The following is a 26,096-nucleotide window of genomic DNA, read 5'->3' as shown; positions in this document are numbered from 1 at the left end:
GTACACTACTATCTCTTTATTTTGAAACAGATTTAACGTACTCTTGTACAAATGCTAAAGCTTCTTCGACTTGAGCTGGGTTTTTACCGCCTGCTTGTGCCATATCAGGACGGCCGCCACCGCCACCGCCGCAACGAGAAGCTACTTCTTTCACAAGTTTACCAGCATGGTAACCTTGGCTAATTAAGTCTTTCGTTACACCTGCTAGGATGTTTACTTTATCGTCATTAACAGACGCTAATACAACAACTGCTGACTCTAATTTATTTTTCAGATCATCCATCATCGTACGTAAGTTATTCATATCTGCAACATTTACTTTCGCTGCTAATACATTCACACCATCAACTGTCATTACAGAATCAGTTAAGTTTCCAGCTTCGATATTGCTTAATTTCGCAGCAAGAGATTCATTTTCTTTTTGCAGTTGTTTCACTTCAGCAAATAGACCATCAACTCTTGTTAAAATATCTTTCGGATTTGTTTTCATTTTTCCTGCTGCTTCTTTTAATAAACCTACTTGATCATTCATTAATTCGTATGCAGACTTACCAGTTACTGCTTCAATACGACGAGTTCCTGCACCGATACCAGACTCAGCAACGATTTTGAAAATACCGATAGAAGCTGTGTTATCAACGTGACAACCGCCGCAAAGCTCTAAGCTGTAATCGCCAACTTGTACAACGCGTACAACATCACCGTATTTTTCACCGAATAATGCCATTGCACCCATTTCTTTCGCTTCTTCGATTGCTTTTTGAGAAATCTCAACATCAATACTTTCCCAAATTTTCTCGTTTACCATACGCTCAATTTTTTCTAATTCGTCAGCTTGTACTTGACCGAAGTGAGAGAAGTCAAAGCGTAGACGTTCAGAAGTTACAAGAGAACCTGCTTGGTTAACGTGTGTTCCAAGTACGTCTTTTAATGCTTGGTGTAGTAAATGAGTTGCTGTATGATTTTTTACAACGCTACTACGGTTTTTCGTATCGATAATAGCTTTTACAGCCGCATCTTTCGTTAATGTACCTTCTTCAACAACAACTTTATGCAAGTTTTGGCCGTTTGGTGCTTTTTGTACGTCTTTTACAAGAACTTTCACACCATCCGCAAGAAGGTAACCACGGTCTGCAATTTGTCCACCGCTCTCAGCATAGAATGGTGTTACATCAAGCATTAATTGTCCTTCTTCACCAGCTTGTAAGCTGTCTGTGTATTCGCCATTTTTCACAAGTGCAACAACGTTACTTTCTGTTGCAACTGTACCGTAACCAACGAATTCGCTCGCTACTTTAATTTCTCCAAGGACACCACCTTGAACTTGCATAGAATCAACGTCTTGACGAGCAGCACGTGCACGCTCACGTTGTTTTTCCATTTCATTTTCAAAACCTTCATGATCAACTGTCATGCCAGCTTCTTCTGCATATTCTTCTGTTAATTCAATTGGGAAACCGTATGTGTCATATAGACGGAACGCATCTACTCCAGAAATAACAGTTGTTTTTTCTTCTTTTGCTTTTGCAATTACTTCAGCTAAAATCGCTTCACCATCATGAAGTGTTTCATGGAAACGCTCTTCTTCGTTCTTCACAACTTTCGCAATGAAATCTTTCTTTTCAAGTACTTCTGGATAGAAGTCTTTCATTACTTCTCCAACAACCGGTACTAATTCAAACATAAATGGACGATTGATGTTTAATTTCTTCGAATAACGAACAGCGCGGCGTAATAAACGACGTAATACATAACCACGGCCTTCGTTAGATGGAAGAGCACCGTCACCAACAGCGAATGTTACTGTACGGATATGGTCAGCAATTACTTTGAATGCCATATCTTTTTCTAAATCGCCATTATGATATTTTTCACCAGAAATTGTTTCTGTTGCATCAATCATCGGCATGAATAGGTCTGTATCGAAGTTTGTAGGCACATCTTGAACGATAGATGTCATACGCTCTAGACCCATCCCTGTATCAATGTTTTTCTTAGGAAGTGGTGTATATGAACCGTCTGGATTATGGTTAAATTGAGAGAATACAAGGTTCCATACTTCTAAGTAACGCTCGTTTTCTCCGCCTGGATATAATTCTGGGTCACTAAAGTCATTACCGTAAGCTTCTCCGCGGTCATAGAAAATCTCTGTATTCGGTCCACTTGGTCCTTCACCGATATCCCAGAAGTTTTCTTCTAAGCGAATAATACGCTCTTTTGGAACGCCCATTTTCTCATTCCAAATTGTGAATGCTTCTTCATCTTCTGGATGGATTGTAACTGATAGTAATTCTTTATCGAATCCGATCCATTTGTCGCTCGTTAAGAATTCCCAAGCCCATGTAATTGCTTCTTCTTTGAAGTAATCACCAATTGAGAAATTTCCTAACATTTCAAAGAATGTATGGTGACGAGCTGTTTTCCCTACGTTTTCAATATCGTTTGTACGAATTGATTTTTGAGCATTTGTAATACGTGGATTTTGTGGGATTACACGTCCATCAAAATATTTTTTTAATGTAGCTACACCACTATTAATCCATAGAAGAGATGGATCTTCATGCGGAACTAGTGATGCACTAGGTTCTACTGCATGTCCTTTTTCTTGGAAAAAGTCTAAAAACATTTGACGAATTTGTGCGCCTGTTAGTTGTTTCATTGTATTTTCCTCCTTAAATATAAAAAACTCCCGTCCCTATAAAAGGGACGAGAGTTAACTCGCGATACCACCCTAATTATGAATTGATTACAATAACAATCAATTCATCACCTCATGGTGCCGTAACGTGGCAAGACGGCAGTGATTAGCTGCTCTCAGGATTAGCTTTCTGTTACCCTTCATTTAAAGCTTCTTTCAGCCATATGGAAGCTTCTCTCTATAAATGGACTGTAACGTACTTGTTCCGTCATTGATTTAATGTATTATATGACTAAATATAATAGAATTCTCTTAAGTTTGTCAATGTAGATAATCATTTATATTGGATTAATTACTTATTAATCATAAGTATTCTACTATTCATTCTTAACAGCCTTTTCATATAGTATGCATTTATTAATAAATCGGAATCTCCTTATAAGAATAATTTATAAAAATTTCTAAATATTACCTTTTTTGTTATAATTAAATTATTGTTGATAAAATAAAGGAGCGATCACAATGACAACCTTACTTAGCAAAGCTAAAAACATATTAGCGACTGACGAAACGATATTATTTTACGCAGCATGTTCATTAGACATATTTATTTATCGTTCCGTCGCAAGGCCAGGAATGCTAATTTTAACGAACAAAAGGCTATTCTTTTATGGGCCAGATGTAAGTAAGAATCCAATATTTGAAGAGTACTCTTTCACAAAAATTTCTAATCTAAAAGAACAAAAGCGTCTTTTCAACAATCAAATTGTATTTATGTATGATAACGAATGGAAAAAAATAAAACATATTCAAACAAATGATGTGAGCTCCCTCGTTCAAAAGATACACGAGCAGCTTTCTAAATAAATATATGATTAGCCCTCTATTTCTTACATAGAGGGCTTCTATACTTACACATCTTCTTTTTTCAAGAGCGGTCTCACATGAACAATGACAGTGCGAATAACTGCTAAAATCGGAACCGATATTAGCAATCCTACAATCCCAGCTACCTCTCCCCCAACTAGTAAGGCAAGCATAATAATAACGGGATGCATACGAAGTGACTTACCAACGATGTAAGGCGATAAAATGTTACTCTCCACAAATTGCAAAATCGCAATTGTGATCCCCGCCTTAATAAGTAAACTCGTTGATACTGTTGCTGCAATCATTAACGTCGGGATTGCTCCTAAAATAGGACCGAAGTACGGGATTATATCCGTTACCCCAATAATAATGCCAAGCAATAATGGATATTTCATACCGATAAACCAAAAAGAAAGAGCTGATACTCCCCCTAATACTAAACAAACAAATAACTGTCCTCGAATATAACTTCCAAGTGATTTATCAATTTCTTTCGCAAGCATTTGCCCCGTACCTCGCCATTTACTTGGGACTAGTTTCCAAAAGATATGATAAAACTCACCATAATCTTTTAATATGTAAAATACAATGAACGGTATTAAGAAAATAATGAGCAATGAATCGAGTACACCACGAGCTGTACTCATCACTTTATTTAAAAGCGCTTGAATCTTCGTTTCCACACCCACAAAAAGTTGTTTCACCTTTTCATGAATGAACGAAGGGAAATTCGCCGTTTGTTCTGTAACGCCATCCATCCACGAATCGTACATTTTTGTAAACTGCGGAAATTGTTCATTAATCTCTTGTAACTGTTTAATAACGACTGGTGTTCCTTTATAAATCCCATAACCAATTCCGCCAAAGAAAAGGATATAAATGAGCAAAATGGCAAGTGTACGGGGCATCCCTTCCTTATGAATTTTTTCAATTAAAGGGTGCAATAAATACGCAATAAAACACGCGATAAGAAACGGCGTGATTGCTACTTTAAATACAAAAATAATCGGTGCCCATAGCGGCTTAATTTTTAAAAAGACGAGCAGACAAAGAAAAACAAGTAACAATAATCCTAAACGATATATCCAAATGATTTTAAGATTCTTCACATGAAAAACCTCCTCCACCTTTATTTTGAAAATAAATGGGGTAGGTTATGTGCGAAACTTTTAAAATCTTTTCATACGGACCATACTGTTTTTTAAAGACGTACATATAAATAACATAACAAGGACAACCACCCCTGAGAATACAGCATGAATTAATATAATCAGGAGGGCTAATTATGGTTTTGTTTATGCTTGGATTATCAGCACTTTTTATGATTCTTGAATGGATTTGTATCGGGTTCGGTATTTGGAAGGGGTTCTTTATTCATTCCTCACGTAAAGAAAAAGCGAAGCAATTATGGCAGTATGGGATACTTGGCGTTGGCTGCTACGGTCTATCTTATCTTTTCTCAGAGATCGGACTTTTTTATTTGCATATGGGTGCATAAAAAAACTCCCTTGTCTACAAGGGAGTTTTTCACTTTATCGAAATGATTATAAGTAAGACTTAATCATCTTACGTGCTTTTTTCATATTGCGTTTTGAAAATACATCTTGCTTACGAGCATATTGATATGCTGCAGCTCCAACACCTAATGCGATTAATGAATTGCGTAGATTCAAAGTAAATCCCCCTTTTCGTTATCCGATCGTTCTTTCATTCTCATCAAATAAATCATCAAGAGAGCTTAGTGAACCATCTTCCTCAACTTGATGCGTATGGATTTTCCCCTTTGAAACCGATAATTCGATATAACAATTCCAGCAATAAAATTGGTTGACACCTATTTTTCCAATGTCTTTCCCTTTGCAATTTGGACAAATAAACATATGGCTTTCATCTCCTTACAGTCTCCCAGATTCTATTCGCCATTATGTCCAAACTGCATTCATTTATACATTTTACTGGAGCCTTTCAACGCTATGCGTTTGAAAGTTTCACTATATAATTTCACCTTGTTACATGAAATCATACGGTGAAATGTTTTCCACGTCCATTTCCTCGCCATTAACTGTGACCATCTGTACTTCTCCTTGTGATTCTTGCAAGCGACTAGCTAAGGTTGTTTGACGCATTGCATCATCAAGGCGATTTACACCAGATTGGAAAGCTGCTTCCTCTCCGCAAATAATAAGGAACTTCTTACTTCTTGTAATGCCCGTGTAAATTAAATTACGACGTAACATACGGTTGTAACTTTTCACAATTGGCATAATAACAATCGGAAATTCACTACCTTGTGATTTATGAATGGAACAACAATATGCATGCGTAATTTGATTTAAATCGGGCTTCGTATACGTTACCTCAATTCCCTCAAATGAAACGATAATCATATCTTGTTGCTCAACGTTTTCTTTCGCATAAAACACCGAAACAATTTCCCCAATATCACCATTAAACACTTGGCTCTCCGGCTGATTCACGAGTTGCAGTACTTTATCGCCTCTTCGGTACACAACATCACCGTAAGCAATTTCTTTACTCTTTTCCCTCTTCGGATTAAATACTTGTTGCAGCGCTTCGTTTAATACATTAATACCAGCAGGCCCGCGGTACATCGGTGCTAATACTTGTACATCTCTTGCGCTAAAGCCTTTTGTTTTAGCATTTTCACAAACTTTTTTCACAACCTCAACAATTTGAACTCCTGTACAGCCGATAAATGAACGATCTTTTTGATTTTGTGCTAAATCTGGTGGTAGAGTTCCATTTTTTATCGCATGGGCAAGTTGAATCACTGATGAGCCTTCCGCTTGACGATAAATTTCAGTAAGCTTCACTGTCGGAACTGCGCCTGCATTTAATAAATCTTTTAATACTTGTCCAGGTCCTACAGATGGCAACTGATCTTCGTCACCTACAACGATAACTTGAATGTTCGTCGGCAACGACTTAAATAGCTGATTTGCAAGCCAAATATCAACCATTGAAAATTCATCGATAATAAGGAGCTTACCTTGGACAGGATCCGTTTCATTACGCTGGAAAGATCCTTCTGGCGTCCAACCAAGTAAACGGTGAATTGTGCAAGCTGGAAGTCCTGTCGATTCACTCATTCGCTTCGCTGCTCTTCCTGTTGGAGCTGTTAATAGTATTGGAAATGGATTATCATCACTGTATTCATTCGGATTTAACGATAACCCGTGTAGTGATGCATACATTTCAACAATCCCTTTAATAACTGTTGTTTTCCCTGTTCCTGGTCCACCTGTCAATAACATCATCGGTTTATGAAGTGCCGTTTGAATTGCTTCTTGCTGAAACGGTGCATATTGTACGTTCAGTTGTTCTTCAATTTCACCTAACGTTTTTAACACTTCTGCTTCTGGAAATGAAGGTGTTTCTTCTTGATTCATAAGCCTGCGAATAGACTTTACAACACCTTTCTCAGAGTAGAATAACGTTGCTAAATACACTCGTTCTTCTTCTATGATGACTTTCCCTTCACTTTGCATCGTTTCAATACAACCTATAATATCTTCCTCAGTCACTCTTCCTTCTTGATTGTTTAAAAGTGACATCGTTTCTCTTACAAGTTGATCTTTCCTCATATAAACGTGACCAAGTTGTAATGAGACATTCTCTAATGTGTAAAAACATCCTGCGCGTACACGGTCGTCATGATTACCCGATATCCCTAACGCACGCCCTATATCATCCGCTCTTCCAAAACCAATCCCGTCCACTTCTTCGATAAGTTGATACGGATTATTACGAATCACTTCTAATGTCATCTCTTTATATTGCTGGTAAATCTTAATAGAAAGTTTCGTTCCAAAACCGTAGCCATTTAAAAAGCTCATTACTTTCTCTAGCCCTTGATGTTCAACAATTGTCTCATATATTTCCTGAGCCTTTTGTTTATTAACAACACCATTTAATGCCTCAGGGTCATCCATAATTTTAGAAATAGCATGTTCTCCGAGATGGTCCACAATTTTTTCAGCTGTACGCTTTCCTATCCCTTTAAATAAATCACTTGCTAAATATTGCACCATACCTGCTTTTGTTTGCGGCAATTCTTTTTTAAATGTTTCAACCATATATTGTTTTCCATACTTTGGATGGTCCTTAAAATGACCTGTCAATGTAAACACTTCATCTTCATGCATGCGGGGAAAATGACCGTTTATCATTACTTTCTTTTCGTCATACGTTTCATTCGTTTCAATGACTTTCATACTGACAACGGAATAGAGGTTTTCTTCGTTGTGGAAAATGGTATGAAGAACTTGCGCTTTTATAAACTTTTTCTCTTCCTCAAACAAATCCATTGCATGTTGATTTCCCATTTTTCCTCTCCTTTCCGGTATTTTCACTTTAATGAGCAGTACATCCCCCACCTTTTTAGATGAGGGATAACTACCCATTAAACTATATTTTTATCTTATTCAGCTTCTTGCTCTAATAAACGAACGCCATTACCCGCTAAAAAGTGATCTGGCTGAATTTCAGTTGCTTTCTTAAATAAAGCGAGAGCCTTCTCATTATTTTCCTCAAATACGTACGCAACACCTAAATTGTAATACGCATCTGCATGCTCCTCATCCATTTCTAATACCTTTTCAAAATAAGGTTTCGCCTCTTGAACGTGTTCTAATCGCGCGAAGCAAAGTCCGCACTGGAATACAGCTTCTACATCGTTTTCATCTAATTCTGTTGCTCTTTGTAAGAATGGTAGTGCAAGACGATCATTTCCAAGCTGTACATGTGTGATACCTAACATAAATGTTACATCAGCTGATTGTAATCCAGCTTGCATTGCTTGTTCAAATACAGCTTTCGCTTCAGTAAATTGCTCTTGGCCATAATATACATTTCCTAAACCATAATAGGCTGCTGCAGATTTATCATCTAACTCTAGTGCACGTTTATAAAATAAAATCGCTCGCTCGCTATCACCTAATACGTCTAATAAATTTGCAAAATTAATGTACCCAAGCGCATCTTTCGGATTTTCTTCGATTGCTTCTGTAAAATTTTTAGCTGCTTCTTCCCAGTTTCCTTCTTGCATATATTGAATACCTGTTTCAAGTTTGTTTGACATGTCCTTCACCTCTACAACAAATTATAACAAAGAATGTATTTTCCAAGCGAACGAAAATTCGCTTTATGTAAAAGAAACCTCTAACCGCTAATCGGCAGAGGCTTCTCATTTATCCTAAATAATCCAATTTCTTACCACTACGGTATACTTCATCAATTGTAGCACCGCCTAAGCACTCATCTCCATCATAGAAAACGACTGCTTGTCCTGGTGTAATTGCACGAATTGGCTCATCACAAAGAATACGAACTGTATTTTCATCAACGATTTGAACCGTTACTTTATTGTCTTCTTGACGATAACGGAATTTCGCCGTGCACTTAAATTCTGTTTCTGTTTCTTTTTCTTTGTTACTTACCCATCCTACATTCGTAGCAATAACTTCATCACCATATAGAAGTTCGTTATGGAATCCTTGATCAACATATAAAATGTTTTCTTTTAGATTTTTCCCAACAGCAAACCATGGGTCACCATTACCACCAATTCCAAGGCCATGACGTTGTCCAATTGTATAATACATTAAACCGTCATGCTTCCCTTTCACTTCACCAGATAATGTTTGCATTACACCTGGTTGTGCCGGTAAGTAGTTACTTAAGAAATCTTTAAAGTTACGCTCACCAATGAAGCAAATACCTGTACTATCTTTTTTCGCCGCTGTCGCTAAGCCAGCTTCTTTCGCCATTTCACGAATTTGCGGTTTCTTTAATTCACCTAACGGGAACATTGTTTTTGATAATTGCTCTTGGCTTAATTGATTTAAGAAATATGTTTGATCTTTATTGTCATCAACACCGCGAAGCATTTTATATTCGCCATCCATATAAGCAACGCGTGCATAATGGCCTGTTGCCACATAATCCGCACCAAGCGCAATTGCATGCTCTAAAAATGCTTTAAATTTAATTTCTTTATTACACATTACATCTGGGTTTGGTGTGCGACCAGCTCGGTACTCATCTAAGAAGTACGTAAATACTTTATCCCAGTATTGTTTTTCAAAGTTTACTGCATAATACGGAATACCAATTTGGTTACACACTTCAATTACATCATTGTAATCTTCTGTTGCTGTGCAGACACCATTCTCATCTGTATCATCCCAGTTTTTCATAAAAATTCCGATTACATCATAACCTTGCTCTTTTAATAAAAGTGCTGCTACAGATGAATCGACGCCACCGGACATTCCGATGACAACGCGTGTTTCGTGAGGTAGTTTGTTCATCATGTCACCTCCCATACTAATTTTGTGTTAATCGCTTCACGATTTTCACTGTTTCGTACGCCGCTTTTTCAATTTGCTCTTTCGTATTTCCAAGTCCAAAACTAAAGCGTACGGATGAACGTATTTGATCGGAGTCTTTTCCAAACATCGCTACTAATACATGTGATGGATCAATCGAACCAGCTGTACAAGCAGAACCACTTGATACTGCAATACCAGCTAAGTCTAAGTTCACAAGAAACGGTTCAATGTTCATTCCTGTAAAACTTACATTAAGTACATGCGGTAAGCGATGTTCTAAGTTTCCGTTTACCTCGAAAGTAATGCCTTCATTTTTGAAGACAGATACCATTATATCTTTAAACTCTTCATATTGGGCATTTTTTTGCTCACGAGTTTTTTCAGCTATAAGAATTGCATGCTGAAGCCCAGCAATACTAGGCACATTTTCCGTACCAGCACGGCGTTTTCTTTCTTGCTCTCCGCCTATTAATAACGGTTCAAATTTCACATTTGCACCAGCGTATAAGAAACCTACACCTTTTGGCCCGTTAATTTTATGAGCTGAAATTGATAATAAATCAATACCAAACTCTTTCACATTAATTTCTACTAAACCGTAAGCTTGTACCGCATCTGTATGGAAATACGCTTGATGCTCTTTTAACAGCTTTCCTATTTCCACAATCGGTTGCATCGTCCCTACTTCATTATTCCCAAACATAACAGATACAAGAATCGTCTCTTCTGTTAATGCCTTTTGTATGTCAGAAACTTGAATGCGCCCTGTTTCATCGACAGGTAAATATGTCACTTCAAACCCTTCACGCTCTAACAATTCGCACGTATGCAAAATCGCATGATGTTCAATTTGCGTCGTTATAATGTGGTTACCTTTATGACGGTTCGCACGTGCTACACCGATAAGCGCTAAATTATCAGCTTCTGTACCACCGCTCGTAAATATAATTTCATTCGGATTCGCATGAATGCTGCGTGCACACACTCTTCTCGCCTCATCTACTGTGTGACGAGTTTGACGTCCATAAAAGTGAATACTAGACGGGTTCCCGAATATTTCTGTCATATATGGAATCATCTTTTCGACCACTTCTGGGTGAGTCGGAGATGTCGCAGCATGATCTAAGTAAATGCGTTCCATTAAATCTCCTTCTTTCCAAATCGTTTCACAAGGAATTAAATGTAAAACATATAGCCCCCGTGATTTTCTTCCTCATAACGTACTAAATCTTCTAACGTTGTACTATCTAACACTTCTTGCACCGCATCACGAACACGCATCCATAATTGGCGTTGTGCTGGTTCTTCTTCTTCTATCATTTCTACAACACTAATCGGACCCTCTAATACACGGATTACATCTCCAGCTGTAATGTTAGCCGGCTGATCTGATAGTACATATCCGCCATATGCTCCCCGCGTACTCTTTACTAGACGCGCGTTACGAAGTGGTGAAATTAATTGCTCTAAGTAATGTTCCGATAAGTCATGTGCCTGCGCAATTGATTTTAATGAAATCGGACCTTCACCAAACTTTTTTGCAAGATCAATCATAATTGTTAAGCCATAGCGGCCTTTCGTTGAAATTTTCATCTATTTTGCACCTCTTTTCAAATTTTCACTTCTATTGGTTATATCTTATTTATAAAAAGAACACAATTTAAAATCCTATGAAATTATAGCATAATATAGTATTATAAGAAATTTCAACTTGTGTATCAAAATGATAACATAAAATCACATTGAAAAACTCGGGAATTATTACAATTGAAAGAAAAATGAAAATATTATCCTTTATTTTTCCCATAAAACAGCATCCTATTTCAAATTTCGTAGAAAAAAATGATACGATAGAACGAGATTATATATTAAGGGAGACGGTCCAAATGAAACAACCACTCGCACATCGAATGCGCCCTACAAATATTCAAGAAATTATTGGGCAACAACATTTAGTTGGTGAAGGAAAGATTTTATGGCGAATGGTCCAAGCCAATCATTTTCAATCTATGATTTTATACGGTCCTCCAGGTACAGGAAAAACATCCATTGCCAGTGCAATTGCTGGAAGTACCGGTACCCCGTTTCGTCTATTGAATGCTGTTACTCACAATAAAAAAGATATGGAAGTTGTCGTACAAGAAGCGAAGATGCATCGACACCTCGTTTTAATTTTAGATGAAGTTCACCGTCTAGATAAAGCAAAGCAAGACTTTCTATTACCTCACTTAGAAAGCGGACTTCTTACTTTAATTGGCGCAACGACAAGTAATCCATTCCATGCAATAAACTCCGCTATTCGAAGCAGGTGTCAAATTTTCGAATTACACGCACTAACAGAAGATGATATTTTAATTGGGTTAAAAAGAGCTTTAGAAGATAAAGAAAAAGGCCTTGGAGAATATGCTGTAACGGTAACAGATGAAGCACTACATCACTTTGCAAACGCCTCTGGTGGTGATATGCGTTCTGCTTATAACGCACTTGAGCTTGCTGTATTATCTAGCTTTACTACAGACGATCAAGCGGCTGAAATCACACTCGAGATTGCAGAAGAATGCTTACAAAAAAAGAGCTTCGTTCACGACAAAGGCGGCGATGCTCATTATGACGTATTATCAGCATTTCAAAAATCAGTGCGCGGAAGTGATGTAAATGCAGCGCTCCATTATTTAGCACGCCTTATTGAAGCAGGTGATTTACAAAGTATTGGCAGACGCCTTCTTATTATGGCTTATGAAGATATTGGACTTGCTAGCCCACAAGCTGGACCACGTACACTAGCTGCAATTGAATCAGCTGAACGAGTTGGATTCCCAGAAGCACGCATCCCACTTGCAAATGCCGTTATCGAGCTATGCTTATCACCAAAATCAAATTCAGCTTATAAAGCACTTGATGCTGCATTACACGATTTACGCAACGGTCAAACAGGTGACATTCCAAGCCATTTAAAAGATAGTCATTACAAAGGCGCAGAATCACTTGGAAGAGGCATTGGATATTTATATCCACACGACCATCCAAACGGCTGGGTAAGGCAACAATACTTACCTGATAAAATAAAAAACAAGCAATATTATAAACCGAAAACGACAGGGAAATTTGAGCAAGCACTTTCTACTGTTTATGAAAGATTACAAACTTCGAATAAAACGAAAAATAAAGGGTAACATAAACGAAAACGTCACCATTATGGAGGCTTCGCTTATGAAAACACGTCAAGATGCATGGACAAAAGAAGATGATCTCCTTTTAGCAGAAACTGTTTTACGACATATTCGCAGCGGAAGTACACAAATAAAAGCATTTGATGAAGTCGGCGATACGTTGAACCGGACTTCAGCAGCTTGCGGCTTTAGATGGAATGCTGAAGTAAGACCGAATTACGAAGATGCTGTGCAGCTTGCGAAGAAACAACGTAAAGAATTAAAGCGCTCTGAAGCTAAAATAGAAAAAAATCAGTTCACGAAAACGAAACAACTCGTAATCGATGCTGAGTTTTCTGAAGATATTACGCCAAGTAAACAAGAACTTACGATGCAAAATGTCATCTCATTTTTGCAAAACTTGGAGCATAATAACCCTTCACTCGCAAAGTTGCAAACTGAAAATGATGTATTACAAGCTCAGCTCACTTCTCTGCAAAAAACGAATCATGAACTTGAAACGAAATTAGCGGTACTCACAAAAAAACAACAAGCAATCGAAGAAGATTACGCGATGCTTGTTCGAATTATGGATCGTGCTCGAAAACTTGTTTCGGTCGAAGAGCAAGAAGAGCAAATTGCCCCGATTTTCAAAACCGATCAAAACGGGAATTTAGATATTATTTATTCTGCTGAGAATTAAAAACAGGGATGTCACTTTTTTGACTGAGTGACATCCTTGTTTGTTTTCGGTAAATCATATATATACATGTCGGTAAATGAAATTATCCCAACGATTTTTCGAATATATCTATCGTAACTTGCAATATATCAACGATTTTTCGAATATATCTATCACAACTTGCAATATATCAACGATTCAATAAAGGATATCGATTTAACGACAAAGATTGACAATAACATTCCTCCTTGTCATACAAGGAAACTCCTAAAACGGATTAGATATTTTTTACTAAAATGTTATTATAAACATATACCTTTAAAGGGGGATGGTTGCTATTTCTTTAATAGTCTTCAAAATAACACTCGGTGTTCTCGTCCTAACTTTGGCTCTTTTCACCATTAACAGTTTAAAAAAGACGTCCGCCTATACATCAGATAAATATGATCATTACTTACTAGCGTTACTTACATTTGAACTAGTAGTAATGCAAATATCCATATTTCTTTAATACATATAAAAAAGCATATATCCAAAATGGATATATGCTTTTCTTTTATTCTTGCCCTACACGTTTCACTTCTACATTTTTAATACGTTCACGTACAACGTGACTTGCCATAATTAAGCCTGCCACAGATGGTACGAATGCATTTGATGAAGGCGGTAATTTCGCTTTACGAATTTTTGCATTTTCGTCTGGTACGATTTCTTTACGTACTTCTTCACGAATTACGATTGGGTTTTCGTCAGAGAAGACAACTTTTACACCTTTTTTAATACCCTCTTTACGAAGCTTCGTACGAATTACTTTCGCAATCGGATCTGTGTGTGTTTTAGAAATGTCCGCAATACGGAAACGAGTTGGGTCCATTTTATTTGCTGCACCCATACTGGAGATAATTTTAATTTTACGACGTAAACATTGTTTAATTAAATGAATTTTGAACGTAATCGTATCAGATGCATCCACTACGAAATCCAAACCGTGCTTAAAGAACTCTTCATATGTTTCATCTGTATAAAACATTTCAAGTCCAATTACTTCACACTCTGGGTTAATGTCTGCGATACGCTCTTTCATTAATTCTACTTTTGAACGTCCTACAGTAGATACTAAAGCGTGAATTTGACGGTTTACGTTTGTAATATCTACAACGTCTTTATCAACTAATACAAGACGTCCAACGCCAGAACGTGCTAACGCTTCAGCTGCAAAAGAGCCTACGCCGCCAATTCCTAAAATACCGACTGTACTATTTTTTAATATTTCAAGTCCTTCTTTACCGAAGGCTAATTCATTACGTGAAAATTGATGTAACATTCAGCTCTACACTCCTATTACAAAAATGGTCTACCATGTATTCTAGCGTTTTTCCGACTATTTGTATAGAAAAAGTTATAGAATTCCTAAAAATACATATTTCGAAAATGAAAACATAGACCAGAATTTCATTTCTTCCTAAATACACGTTTAAAAAAGAGGATTCAGAGAACCGAGGAGATCGAGGCGCTGAAGCCAGGAGGAGCGCAGTGTAGAAATACTACTCGAGCACCGGACTAGCGAAGCAACGATGAGATGCGACAGTTATCTGAACCGGACTTTTTAAACTTCCTTTCAATACACGTTTAAAAAGGAGGATTTAGAGAACCAAGCAGATCGAGGCGCTGAAGCCAGGAGGAGCGCAGTGTAGAAAAATACTACTCGAGCACCGGACTGGCGAAGCAACGATGAGATGCGACAGTTATCTAAACCGGACTTTTTAAACAACCTCTCAAAAAAAGTCTAGACGGTTATAGTATAACCATCTAGACCCTATTCTTACTTCTCTTCTTTTAAGCTTAATTTTAAGTTTAACTCTTCAAGCTGTGCTTCTGCAACTGGGCTTGGAGCTTCTGTTAATAAGCAGCTTGCGCTTGCTGTTTTTGGGAATGCAATTGTATCACGAAGATTCGTACGGCCTGCAAGTAACATAACAAGACGATCTAAACCTAATGCGATTCCGCCGTGTGGTGGTGTACCGTATTCGAATGCTTCTAATAAGAACCCGAATTGCTCTTGCGCTTCTTCTTGTGAGAATCCAAGTGCTTTGAACATTTTTTCTTGTACGTCACGCTCGTAAATACGAAGTGATCCACCACCAAGCTCATAACCGTTTAATACAAGGTCATATGCTTGTGCACGTGCTTTTTCTGGTGCTGTTTCTAGTAACTCAACGTCTTCACGGAATGGCATTGTGAATGGGTGGTGAGCTGCGAAGTAACGATCTGCATCTTCATCGTACTCAAGAAGTGGCCAATCCGTTACCCATAGGAAATTATATTTACTTTCGTCAATTAACTCAAGCTCTTTACCTAGACGTAAGCGAAGTGCACCTAAGCTATCTGCAACAACGCTCTTCTTATCTGCTACGAATAGTAATAAGTCGCCAGCAGTAGCCTCTAATGTGCTCATTAACACATTTGCATCTTCTTCACCGAAGAATTTTGCAATCGGTCCTTTTAAACCGTCTTCTTCAACTTTAAGCCAAGCTAAACCTTTTGCACCGTATACTTTCACGAATTCAGTTAATGCATCGATGTCTTTACGAGAATATTTACTTGCAGCACCTTTTGCATTGATTGCTTTTACTTGTCCGCCGCTTTCTACAGCACTTGTAAACACTTTAAAGCCACAACCTGCTGCAAACTCAGATAAGTCTGTTAGTTCCATTTCAAAGCGTGTATCTGGCTTATCAGAACCGTAGCGAGCCATTGCATCAGCATATTTCATACGAGGGAATGGTGCACTAACTTCTACACCTTTTGCATCCTTCATAACTTTCGTCATCATACGCTCCATCATATCTAAAATTTCATCTTGTGTTAAGAATGAAGCTTCGATATCGATTTGCGTGAATTCCGGTTGACGATCCGCACGTAAATCTTCATCACGGAAACAACGTGCTACTTGATAGTAACGCTCAAATCCGCCGACCATAAGAAGCTGTTTAAATAACTGTGGTGACTGTGGTAGTGCATAGAATTCACCATCATGCACACGACTTGGTACTAAATAGTCACGAGCTCCTTCTGGCGTGCTTTTCGTTAAAATTGGTGTTTCTACTTCTAAGAACTCTTCTGTGTCTAAGAAGTTACGAATTGTTTTCGTTACGTCATGACGCATTTTGAATGTGTTAAACATTACTGGGCGACGTAAGTCTAAATAACGATATTTTAAACGCACATCTTCTGATGCATCTGTATCATCAGCAATGATGATTGGCGTTGTTTTCGCTGCATTTAGTACATTTACTTTCGTTGCTTGTACTTCAATACGACCAGTTGCCATATTGTCATTAATTGCGCCTTCACCACGTTCAACAACTGTACCTTCTACGTGTAATACGTACTCGCTACGAATTGTTTCTGCTACTTCTAACGCTTCTTTTGATGTTTCTGGGTTAAATACAACTTGTACGATACCTGTACGGTCACGTAAATCGATAAAGATTAATCCACCTAAGTCACGGCGTTTTTGTACCCAACCTTTTAATTGAACTGTTTGTCCAACAGCTTCTACTGTTACTTTTCCACATGCATGTGTTCTTTCAGCCACTGTAAGTTCCCCCTATATTAATTTCTCTGCTACGTATGAAGCAAATACATCTAACGCTACTTCTTCTTGTTCACCTGTTGCCATATCTTTTAAGTTAATGATGCCTTTATCTAGCTCATCTTCTCCTAATACAGCTACAAATTTCGCCTTTAGACGATCTGCTGATTTAAATTGTGCTTTCATTTTGCGATCTAAATAATCTTTTTCAACTGACAATCCAGCTTTACGAAGATCGAACGCAACTTTTGCAGCATGGTCTTTCGCTTTTTCGCCAAGCGCCACAACGTAACAATCAATGCTATGTTCAAGTGGTAATTCAATGTTTTCAGCTTTTAGCGCCATAATTAAACGTTCAATACTCATTGCAAAACCGATACCTGGCATTTCTGGTCCACCGATTTCTTGTACAAGTCCGTTATAACGGCCACCACCGCTTAATGTAGTGATCGCACCGAAACCTTCTGCCTCACTCATAATTTCAAAAACAGTGTGTTGGTAGTAGTCTAAACCACGCACTAAGTTCGGATCTTTTTCAAACGGAACATCCATCATCGTTAATAGTTCTTGAACTTTGTCGTAGTATATTGCTGAATCTTCGTTTAAGTATTCTGTAATAGATGGTGCTGTTCCCATTAATTCATGGTTACGGTCCTTCTTACAGTCTAAAATTCGAAGTGGATTCTTTTCTAAGCGAGATTGACAGTCAGAACAGAATTCGCCGATACGTGGCTCAAAGTGTGCGATTAATGCATCACGGTGTGCTTGACGGCTCGCTGCGTCACCTAAACTGTTTAATACAACTTTAATATTTTTTAAGCCCATGCCGCGGTAAAATTCAACAGCAAGTGCAATTACTTCTGCATCAATTGCAGGGTCATTACTGCCGATTGCTTCGATACCGAATTGTACGAATTGACGATAGCGACCTGCTTGTGGTCTTTCATAACGGAACATTTGACCGATATAGTATAATTTCGTTGGTTGTGTTGCATCACCAAACATTTTATTTTCAACGTAAGAACGTACAACAGGTGCAGTACCTTCTGGACGTAATGTTAAGCTACGCTCTCCACGATCTTGGAATGAGTACATTTCTTTTTGTACGATATCTGTCGTATCACCAACACCGCGTAAAAATAGCTCAGTGTGCTCAAAAATTGGTGTACGAATTTCTTTATAATTGTAACGACGGCAAATTTCGCGTGCTTGCCCTTCGATATACTGCCATAACTCAACAGTGCCTGGAAGAATATCTTGCGTTCCGCGTGGGATTTGAATAGACATATTCAGTTCCTCCTCAAATTGTTTTAATCTTAATAAAAATAAAAAAACTCCCGCCTCTACTGTTTGAACAGTAGGGACGAGAGTATTATACCCGTGGTGCCACCCTAATTGAAGCACGTATGCTTCCACTTTTTTAATAACGCTTAAATATGCGTTCATCCCTACTAAGCGTATATGCCGTTCAAGTTGAAACCTCTAGAGTGTCATTCAATCAGTCATCATGTAGAAATGTTTTCAGCCTAAGACATTCCTTCTCTTTCCATGTGTGTCTCATTTACTCTTCTCTATCAACGGTTATATTCATATGTAAATATAAAATTACTATACGTTTGTTAAGTAGGATTGTCAAGTGCTCTAAGAACGTTCAATCTGCTTCTTTAAACGCTTTACATCTTGAAGAGAAATCCCAAACTCGGAAGCAAGCTCCATTGAAGTATTGTTTTGCTCTTTTGAAATAAAATCATGAAAATTCACGTTAAATAGTTGATTTGCACCATTTGTAACAGAATGCCCTTTTTCATTCATACGCATACGTATATCCCTCACATTCAATATGGATGTTTTACTTTTTATTGTTCCATATTGATGAAAGAGTTATACATAACCAAAACTGCTATTAATTCCAAATAAATGAACAAAACATACAACAATGTATAAAAAAGAGAGGATTATATAACCCTCTCTTTTTTATCAACACTATTTACTTTCTACAATTAAGGTCACCGGACCATCATTGATTAAAGAAACATCCATCATTGCTCCGAACTTCCCTGTTTCCACATGTAATCCTTGTTTACGAACTTCTTCATTAAAGAAATCGTATAAACGCTCTGCATAATCAGGTTTCGCAGCATCCATAAAGTTTGGACGTCTTCCCTTGCGGCAATCTCCGTATAATGTGAATTGCGAAATAGATAGAACTTGTCCTTCTACATCAAGTACAGAATGATTCATCTTTCCGCTCTCATCTTCAAAAATACGTAAGTTTGCAATTTTTTCCGCAATGTAAGTTGCATCTTTTTCTGTATCTTCGTGCGTAATGCCAACTAGTAATGTTAAACCGAACGGAATTTGTCCTACGATCTCACCGTCTACTGTGACAGACGCTTTCTTTGATCGTTGTAAAACAACTCTCATCTTTCTACACTCCCTATTAATGCATCATGCGTCGTACTGCATAAATTTCTGGAACGCGTTTAATGCGTTCTACTACTTTTTTCAAGTGTTGTAAGTTACGAATCGAGATTGACATATTAATTGTTGCCATCTTATTACGGTCACTTCTACCAGAAACAGCTGAAATGTATGTTTTCGTCTCTGTAACAGCTTGCAGTACTTCATTTAATAAACCGCGGCGATCGTAACCTGAAATTTCAATATCAACGTTATACTCTATTTCTTTTTCAGGGCTACCTTCCCACTCAACTTCTAATAAACGTTCTATCGCTTCTTCTGTATGAACATTTACACAATCACGGCGGTGAATCGATACACCTCGGCCTTTCGTAATATACCCAACGATATCATCACCCGGAACTGGGTTACAGCATTTCGATAAACGGATTAATAAATTATCAGCACCGCTTACCTTTACACCAGAATCCCATTTTCGAATTTTCATCGGTTTACGAACTTCTTTAACTTCAACAATTTCTTCTTCTTCGCGTTGCTTGCGGAACTTGTCCGTTAGTCGCGTAACAATTTGCGAAGCTGTAATTCCGCTATATCCAACTGCTGCAAACATATCTTCTTCATTTGCAAAGTTAAATTTCTCAGCGACGCGTTTTAAGTTATCAGGCGCTAATACTTCTTTCATCTCATACTCTAGACCACGTACTTCCTTTTCAACAAGTTCACGGCCTTTTTCAATATTTTCGTCTCTACGTTGTTTCTTAAAGAATTGACGAATTTTATTTTTCGCATGAGATGTTTGAGCAAGTTTTACCCAATCTTGACTTGGGCCATATGAATGTTTCGACGTTAAAATTTCAATGATATCGCCGGTTTTTAATTTATAATCCAGCGTTACCATTTTCCCGTTTACTTTTGCACCAATTGTTTTATTCCCAATTTCCGAATGGACACGATACGCGAAATCAATTGGAACCGATCCAAGTGGTAATTCCATTACATCGCCTTTCGGTGTAAAGACGAATACCATGTCAGAGAATAAATCAATTTTTAATGACTCCATAAATTCTTCTGCATTAGAAGCTTCATTTTGCCATTCTAATATTTGACGGAACCACGTGAGTTTCTTCTCTAATGTACCTGTTGTTTCTGCTGTTTTTCCTTCTTTGTATGCCCAGTGTGCCGCGATCCCGAATTCTGCAATTTCGTGCATTTCTTTCGTACGAATTTGCACTTCAAGTGGATCACCTTTCGGTCCAATTACAGTCGTATGAAGAGATTGATATAGATTTGCTTTTGGCATTGCAATATAATCTTTAAAACGACCTGGCATCGGCTTCCAGCACGTATGAATAATTCCAAGCACTGCATAACAATCTTTGATACTATTTACAACAACACGTACAGCTAATAAATCGTAAATTTCATTGAACTGTTTATTTTGCAGTGCCATTTTACGATAAATACTGTAAATATGTTTCGGTCTTCCAGAGATCTCAGGTTGAATTGCAACTTCTTTTAATTTCTCACGAATACCAGTCATTACTTCGTCTAAGTATTCTTCACGTTCTGCACGTTTACGCTTCATTAAATTTACAATACGATAATATTGTTGTGGATTTAAATAGCGAAGTGACGTATCCTCTAGCTCCCATTTAATAGTACTAATTCCGAGTCTATGTGCTAAAGGTGCAAAGATTTCTAGCGTTTCATTCGCTATGCGACGCTGCTTCTCTTGAGGCAAATGTTTCAATGTACGCATGTTATGAAGACGATCAGCTAGTTTAATTAAAATAACTCGAATATCTTGAGCCATTGCAATAAACATTTTGCGATGGTTTTCTGCTTGTTGTTGTTCGTGAGATTTATATTTGATCTTCCCAAGCTTCGTAACACCATCAACAAGCATAGCAATTTCTTTGTTAAATTCCCGTTCAATATCTTCTAACGTAATCTCTGTATCTTCCACTACATCATGTAAGAAACCTGCTGATACCGTAGCTGGATCCATGTGTAAATCAACTAAAATACCTGCAACTTGAATTGGATGAATAATATACGGTTCACCCGATTTTCTGTATTGTTCGCTATGCGCATCGCGTGCATATTCATAGGCACGTGCTACTAGCTCAATATCTTCATCCACTAAATATTGACTTGCTTTCTCGAGTACCTGTTCAGCTGTTAGTACCTGCTCATTTGCCATCGAATCACCTTTTATTGAAAATTGACTTTATCTTTATTTAATAGAATAAATTATATTCTATCATTATAACCCAATGATTGTGAATTGTGAAAAGGAAAAGATTTTACTGACATTTCACCATGATTTTTTGTTCAATTATACAAAAGTACCCGCTCCTCTCCAAGAGATTCACGGGTACTTTTTATCACCGTAGTTTTACCTATATAGTGATTAGTATTTTTCTAATACTAATACATCGTAACCATCTAACATTTTACGACCATCTAAGTAAGTAAGCTCTACTAAGAATGCAATCCCTGCTACAACTCCGCCAAGTTCTTCAACTAGCTTAATTGTCGCTTCAATAGTTCCACCTGTAGCTAATAGGTCATCTGTAATTAATACGCGTTGACCTGGCTTAATTGCATCTTTATGGATTGTTAAAACATCTTTACCATATTCTTTACCGTAGTCAACTGTAATTACTTCACGTGGTAATTTTCCTAATTTACGAACTGGCGCAAATCCTACTTCTAACGCATAAGAAACTGGGCAACCGATAATGAAACCACGAGCTTCTGGTCCTACTACAACATCGATATCTCTTTCTTTTGCGTATTCAACGATTGCATCTGTTGCTGCTTTGTATGCTTTACCGTCATTCATTAAAGGTGTAATGTCTTTAAACACAATACCTTCTTTCGGATAATCCGGTACAATTGCGATATGTTGCTTGAAATCCATATTTCTGAATCCTCCTCAGATCTAAAAGGTTTGTAAATACAAATCCTTTACCCTAACTGTTCTACTTCTTTATGATTACGAATCGTTTCAAACCATGTATATAGTTGCTGATATGTGCTATAAACCAATTCTTTTTCTAATTGTAAGTGGTTCATTTTCTCACGATATGTGTTCGATTCAATTAAATCACGCTTTTGTTTTTTGTCTGCCATAAAAATGACGCCATCTTTTATTGTAACAAATTCTAACTCAAAAAACACCTGTGTCATAAAATTTACTGTATCTTTTGACCAACCTTTATGACGACATAGTTGTTCTCCATATTGTCTTAAAGAAAATGGTGTTTTTTGGCTTAAGAAAGAATAGTACCATTTAAAGTGTTCTCTCGTCGGAACTGTACTAAATAAGTGGTTATTCTCTTGATAAAATAGCGTATAAATTCGCGCTGGGAATCCTGCCTTAAATAACTCACGTAATTCATCGGTTCCTTTTGGTAAATCAAGTAACACGATATATTGATCATCTAAATGCGTTACTTCTGAAGCATGCATGAGCTTTTCTTTATAGCTCTCTAAAGAAAATTTATTCAATACCTCTTCAGAAAAATACACCATTGTTATTTTTTCTTTCGGAAGTTCTGCTAAATTTGCTTCTGCATTACGCATACTACGCCAATCAAATAATTGCCACGCCTCTACAGCAATATCTTGTACCATTAGTTGTGGCTTCTTAAAATTATTCCATTCATTGATGGATGCTTCTCCTATTACAGATACTTTTGCAACTGGAGAGATTTCTTTCGCATATGCACCAAAACCAAATCCAATTGTATCTAGTGTTGCTTGTCCATCACGAAGAGCCATTTTTAAATGAGAACCATCTGATCCGATTGCGCGAATGCTTTCTAACTCTGCATCTTTTACTGCAATACGTGGTTTCGGATTTCCAATACCAAACGGGGCTAGTTTTTGCATATCTTCAATTGCCGCTAGCGTTACATCCTCTACTTTGCAAAAAACATCAACTGCTGTAATTGGAATAAAATCTTCTTCTGTTAAAATCGCATCTGCTTGTTCATTTAATCGGCGACGTAATTCATCTACATCATTCATATGTAGCGTCATTCCCGCTGCCATCGGATGCCCTCCGAAGTGTGGCAATAACTCTCTACAATCTGATAAGTTTGCAAACAAATCAAATCCTGCAATACTACGTGCTGAGCCTTTTGCTGTTTCTTTTATAGGATCGATGCTTAATACAATCGTCGGACGATAAAAACGTTCAACTAATTTAGAAGCAACAATTCCAATTACCCCTGGGTTCCAGCCTTCTTTTGCAAGTACTAATACTTTGTTTTCTTCTGGCGGGAAGTTATTTTCAACTTCAGCGATAGCTTCTTCTGTAATTTGCTTTACAATATCTTTTCGCAGTTTGTTCAGCTCATCAATTTCTTCGGCCAACTCTTTCGCTTCCTCTGGATCATCTGATAATAAAAGGTGTACAGCCGGCGCAGCATCTTCTAAACGCCCAACCGCATTAATACGAGGTGCAATTGAGAAGCCAATACTCTCTTCTGTAATTTCACTTTGCGAAACGTTAGCAACTTTAAACAATGCCTTCAAACCAATATTTCTCGTCATACGCATATGTTTTAAACCGCGTTTCACTAGCAACCTATTTTCACCATGAAGTGATACTAAATCGGCTACTGTACCGATTACTGCAATCTCTAATAAATGTTCTGGTACACGGCCTAATAGTGCATGCGCAACTTTAAACGCAACACCTACACCAGCTAAATAGTGAAACGGATATACGCCACCTTCTAATTTCGGATGTATAATCGCAAGCGCTTCTGGCAATTCTGGCGGTGGCTCATGGTGATCTGTAATAATTAGATCTATTCCAAGCTCTTTCGCTACATTCGCTTCATGTACTGCTGCGATGCCAGTGTCGACAGTAATAATCAGTGAGAAACCTGCACTATGCGCCCAACGAAATGCTTCTTCGTTCGGTCCATACCCTTCTGTAAAACGATTTGGAATGTAAAATTCTACTTCTGCACCTAATTCTTGAAGAGCAAGATATAAAACCGTCGTACTACTTACTCCGTCCGCATCGTAATCACCAAATATTAATATTTGCTCTCCATTTTGAATCGCCTTATTTACACGTTCTACCGTTCTATCCATTCCTTCTAATAAAAATGGATCATGAAATTCTTGATTTTCTGTATTTAAAAAATCTAAAATCTTATCTTCTGTATCTAGTCCTCTACCGAGGAATAATGAAACGACAAGTGGCGATAACTGTAATTTACTTGCTAATTCACTCACTCGCTCGTCATTATATTCTTTTTCTTTCCAACGCGTCTTCGGTTGTAACACGAAATCACCCCTTAACCTGTTCATTATACAAGACAGATTAAGGGGTGACAATATAATGCAAACTACGATGCAACATCTATATACTAAAATGTTAATGATGTTTAATTTGGAGAATACGGATTTATATGTACGAATACATTTTGTACATTATCTTGTTTCATAAGTATTTCTTTCACATGTTTTCCAATACGGTGTCCTTCTTCTACGGTAATGTATGGATCTACAGACACTTTAATATCGACAATAACATAATGACCATGCTCCCGTGCATATAAAGAACCAATTTTTTTCACACCATCTACTTGAAGAACGGCCTCTCTAAGCGGAATAACATCCTCCTCATGAAGAACATGGTCAAGCGTTGCATGAATTGCTTCCGCTCCAATGCTCCATGCCATTTTTACAACAAGAAGTGAAACAACTAATCCTGCAATCGGATCAGCATATACGAGCCAGTCTATACCAAACTTACTACCGATTATAGCTGCACAAATACCGATTAAAGCTGCAATTGAAGAAAATACATCCGAACGGTGCTCATATGCATTTGCAATAATTGCATCACTGTTTACTCTTTTCCCTAATCGGAATTTATATTGAAACATTCCTTCTTTCACGACGATTGAAAGAACAACAGCAAATATCGTAATTCCTTTCGGCGGTTCTAGTTCTTGCGAAAAAGCTTTTATAGACGAAATCGCGATTTCAAGTCCCACAATAAATAATAATACCGCAACAATAATCGCTGAAATCGATTCCGCTTTACCATGACCATACGGATGATCCTCATCAGGTGGCTGCTTTGCCGCTCGCAGTCCAAAAAGTACAGCTAGCGAACCTATTACATCTGATGCAGAATGCACGGCATCCGCTAATAACGCTTTACTGTTCCCAATATAACCAATTACTGCCTTTACAATCGCTAATATAATATTACCAACGATCCCGACAATAGCACCAAACTCGGCCTGTTTAAAACGTTCATCTTTTTCCATAATTAAAATCCCTTCTTTTCTTAACCTATCTTTTTATTTTAACAAAAACAGCGATAACACCACCACTTTCTTCCATCTTC

The 26,096-nt window shown here is 37.6% G+C and carries 22 protein-coding genes and 2 other annotated features; of the genes, 4 read left to right on the top strand and 18 right to left on the bottom strand.

Annotation, left to right across the window (positions count from 1 at the left end; all coding sequences use genetic code 11):
* Positions 1–16 precede the first annotated feature (16 nt).
* Complete coding sequence (alaS, locus tag ACQGSG_RS03320) at positions 17–2,659, bottom strand: alanine--tRNA ligase (protein ID WP_325842932.1); 2,643 nt, start codon at positions 2,657–2,659, stop codon at positions 17–19.
* Between the two features lie 40 nt (positions 2,660–2,699).
* Positions 2,700–2,919 (bottom strand) — a binding site (T-box leader).
* Positions 2,920–3,160: 241 nt separating this feature from the next.
* Between alaS and ACQGSG_RS03315 the strand changes: the two genes are divergently transcribed.
* Positions 3,161–3,505: a PH domain-containing protein gene (locus tag ACQGSG_RS03315; RefSeq protein ID WP_325842933.1), complete on the top strand. Its 345-nt coding sequence runs from the start codon at positions 3,161–3,163 to the stop codon at positions 3,503–3,505.
* A 44-nt stretch (positions 3,506–3,549) separates the two neighbouring features.
* Here ACQGSG_RS03315 and ACQGSG_RS03310 read toward each other — a convergent pair whose 3' ends face one another.
* Complete coding sequence (locus tag ACQGSG_RS03310; protein WP_000793128.1) at positions 3,550–4,617, bottom strand: AI-2E family transporter; 1,068 nt, start codon at positions 4,615–4,617, stop codon at positions 3,550–3,552.
* Between the two features lie 176 nt (positions 4,618–4,793).
* On the opposite strand from ACQGSG_RS03310, the gene ACQGSG_RS03305 reads away from it, so the two are divergent.
* Positions 4,794–5,006 carry a hypothetical protein gene (locus ACQGSG_RS03305; protein ID WP_000242535.1) on the top strand — a complete coding sequence of 71 codons (213 nt, stop codon included), beginning with the start codon at positions 4,794–4,796 and terminating at the stop codon, positions 5,004–5,006.
* A gap of 46 nt (positions 5,007–5,052) precedes the next feature.
* Here ACQGSG_RS03305 and ACQGSG_RS03300 read toward each other — a convergent pair whose 3' ends face one another.
* From ACQGSG_RS03300 to cymR, 7 genes are all read right to left on the bottom strand, one after another.
* Positions 5,053–5,181 (bottom strand): YrzQ family protein, encoded by a 129-nt coding sequence (locus ACQGSG_RS03300; RefSeq protein WP_001053553.1) that lies wholly within the window; start codon positions 5,179–5,181, stop codon positions 5,053–5,055.
* A gap of 18 nt (positions 5,182–5,199) precedes the next feature.
* Positions 5,200–5,388 carry a hypothetical protein gene (locus ACQGSG_RS03295; RefSeq protein ID WP_000469281.1) on the bottom strand — a complete coding sequence of 63 codons (189 nt, stop codon included), beginning with the start codon at positions 5,386–5,388 and terminating at the stop codon, positions 5,200–5,202.
* Positions 5,389–5,517: 129 nt separating this feature from the next.
* Positions 5,518–7,854, bottom strand: coding sequence for an SF1B family DNA helicase RecD2 (gene recD2, locus ACQGSG_RS03290; protein ID WP_325842934.1), 2,337 nt, complete (start codon positions 7,852–7,854; stop codon positions 5,518–5,520).
* Between the two features lie 95 nt (positions 7,855–7,949).
* Complete coding sequence (locus tag ACQGSG_RS03285; protein ID WP_000066409.1) at positions 7,950–8,609, bottom strand: tetratricopeptide repeat protein; 660 nt, start codon at positions 8,607–8,609, stop codon at positions 7,950–7,952.
* A 109-nt stretch (positions 8,610–8,718) separates the two neighbouring features.
* Entirely contained in the window at positions 8,719–9,840 is a 1,122-nt protein-coding gene (mnmA, locus tag ACQGSG_RS03280) for a tRNA 2-thiouridine(34) synthase MnmA (protein WP_325842935.1), read from the bottom strand.
* A 16-nt stretch (positions 9,841–9,856) separates the two neighbouring features.
* Positions 9,857–11,002, bottom strand: coding sequence for a cysteine desulfurase family protein (locus ACQGSG_RS03275; RefSeq protein WP_000439892.1), 1,146 nt, complete (start codon positions 11,000–11,002; stop codon positions 9,857–9,859).
* A gap of 35 nt (positions 11,003–11,037) precedes the next feature.
* Positions 11,038–11,454, bottom strand: coding sequence for a cysteine metabolism transcriptional regulator CymR (gene cymR, locus ACQGSG_RS03270; protein ID WP_000704116.1), 417 nt, complete (start codon positions 11,452–11,454; stop codon positions 11,038–11,040).
* 293 nt (positions 11,455–11,747) lie between these two features.
* On the opposite strand from cymR, the gene ACQGSG_RS03265 reads away from it, so the two are divergent.
* Both ACQGSG_RS03265 and ACQGSG_RS03260 read left to right on the top strand, forming a co-directional pair.
* Complete coding sequence (locus tag ACQGSG_RS03265) at positions 11,748–13,034, top strand: replication-associated recombination protein A (protein ID WP_000812919.1); 1,287 nt, start codon at positions 11,748–11,750, stop codon at positions 13,032–13,034.
* Between the two features lie 37 nt (positions 13,035–13,071).
* A complete protein-coding gene (locus ACQGSG_RS03260) occupies positions 13,072–13,713 on the top strand; it encodes an RsfA family transcriptional regulator (RefSeq protein ID WP_000857722.1) in 642 nt (213 codons plus the stop codon).
* Positions 13,714–14,248: 535 nt separating this feature from the next.
* Here ACQGSG_RS03260 and ACQGSG_RS03255 read toward each other — a convergent pair.
* From ACQGSG_RS03255 to ACQGSG_RS03215, 9 genes are all read right to left on the bottom strand, one after another.
* Entirely contained in the window at positions 14,249–15,016 is a 768-nt protein-coding gene (locus tag ACQGSG_RS03255) for a tRNA threonylcarbamoyladenosine dehydratase (RefSeq protein WP_000903177.1), read from the bottom strand.
* A gap of 498 nt (positions 15,017–15,514) precedes the next feature.
* Positions 15,515–17,290, bottom strand: coding sequence for an aspartate--tRNA ligase (gene aspS, locus ACQGSG_RS03250; protein ID WP_000840899.1), 1,776 nt, complete (start codon positions 17,288–17,290; stop codon positions 15,515–15,517).
* A 12-nt stretch (positions 17,291–17,302) separates the two neighbouring features.
* Positions 17,303–18,574, bottom strand: coding sequence for a histidine--tRNA ligase (gene hisS / locus ACQGSG_RS03245; RefSeq protein ID WP_000027081.1), 1,272 nt, complete (start codon positions 18,572–18,574; stop codon positions 17,303–17,305).
* A 69-nt stretch (positions 18,575–18,643) separates the two neighbouring features.
* Positions 18,644–18,874 (bottom strand) — a binding site (T-box leader).
* A gap of 54 nt (positions 18,875–18,928) precedes the next feature.
* On the bottom strand, positions 18,929–19,105 hold the full coding sequence (locus ACQGSG_RS03240) for a hypothetical protein (protein ID WP_001242605.1): 177 nt from the start codon (positions 19,103–19,105) through the stop codon (positions 18,929–18,931).
* 165 nt (positions 19,106–19,270) lie between these two features.
* The gene (locus ACQGSG_RS03235) at positions 19,271–19,711 is read right to left on the bottom strand and encodes a D-tyrosyl-tRNA(Tyr) deacylase (RefSeq protein ID WP_001266965.1); all 441 of its coding nucleotides are present in this window, start codon (positions 19,709–19,711) and stop codon (positions 19,271–19,273) included.
* Between the two features lie 16 nt (positions 19,712–19,727).
* A complete protein-coding gene (relA, locus tag ACQGSG_RS03230) occupies positions 19,728–21,911 on the bottom strand; it encodes a GTP diphosphokinase (RefSeq protein WP_001262811.1) in 2,184 nt (727 codons plus the stop codon).
* 210 nt (positions 21,912–22,121) lie between these two features.
* Positions 22,122–22,634 carry an adenine phosphoribosyltransferase gene (locus ACQGSG_RS03225; protein WP_000346215.1) on the bottom strand — a complete coding sequence of 171 codons (513 nt, stop codon included), beginning with the start codon at positions 22,632–22,634 and terminating at the stop codon, positions 22,122–22,124.
* A gap of 47 nt (positions 22,635–22,681) precedes the next feature.
* Complete coding sequence (gene recJ / locus ACQGSG_RS03220) at positions 22,682–25,021, bottom strand: single-stranded-DNA-specific exonuclease RecJ (RefSeq protein WP_000941238.1); 2,340 nt, start codon at positions 25,019–25,021, stop codon at positions 22,682–22,684.
* A gap of 101 nt (positions 25,022–25,122) precedes the next feature.
* Entirely contained in the window at positions 25,123–26,016 is an 894-nt protein-coding gene (locus ACQGSG_RS03215; RefSeq protein ID WP_087967288.1) for a cation diffusion facilitator family transporter, read from the bottom strand.
* Positions 26,017–26,096 lie beyond the last annotated feature (80 nt).

The sequence above is a fragment of the Bacillus sp. GMa5/1 genome (genome assembly GCF_050172015.1).
In the GTDB taxonomy this organism is placed as follows: Bacteria; Bacillota; Bacilli; order Bacillales; family Bacillaceae_G; genus Bacillus_A; species Bacillus_A cereus.
Note: the sequence above shows the minus strand (reverse complement) of the source record. Positions and strands in the feature narration are given on the sequence as shown.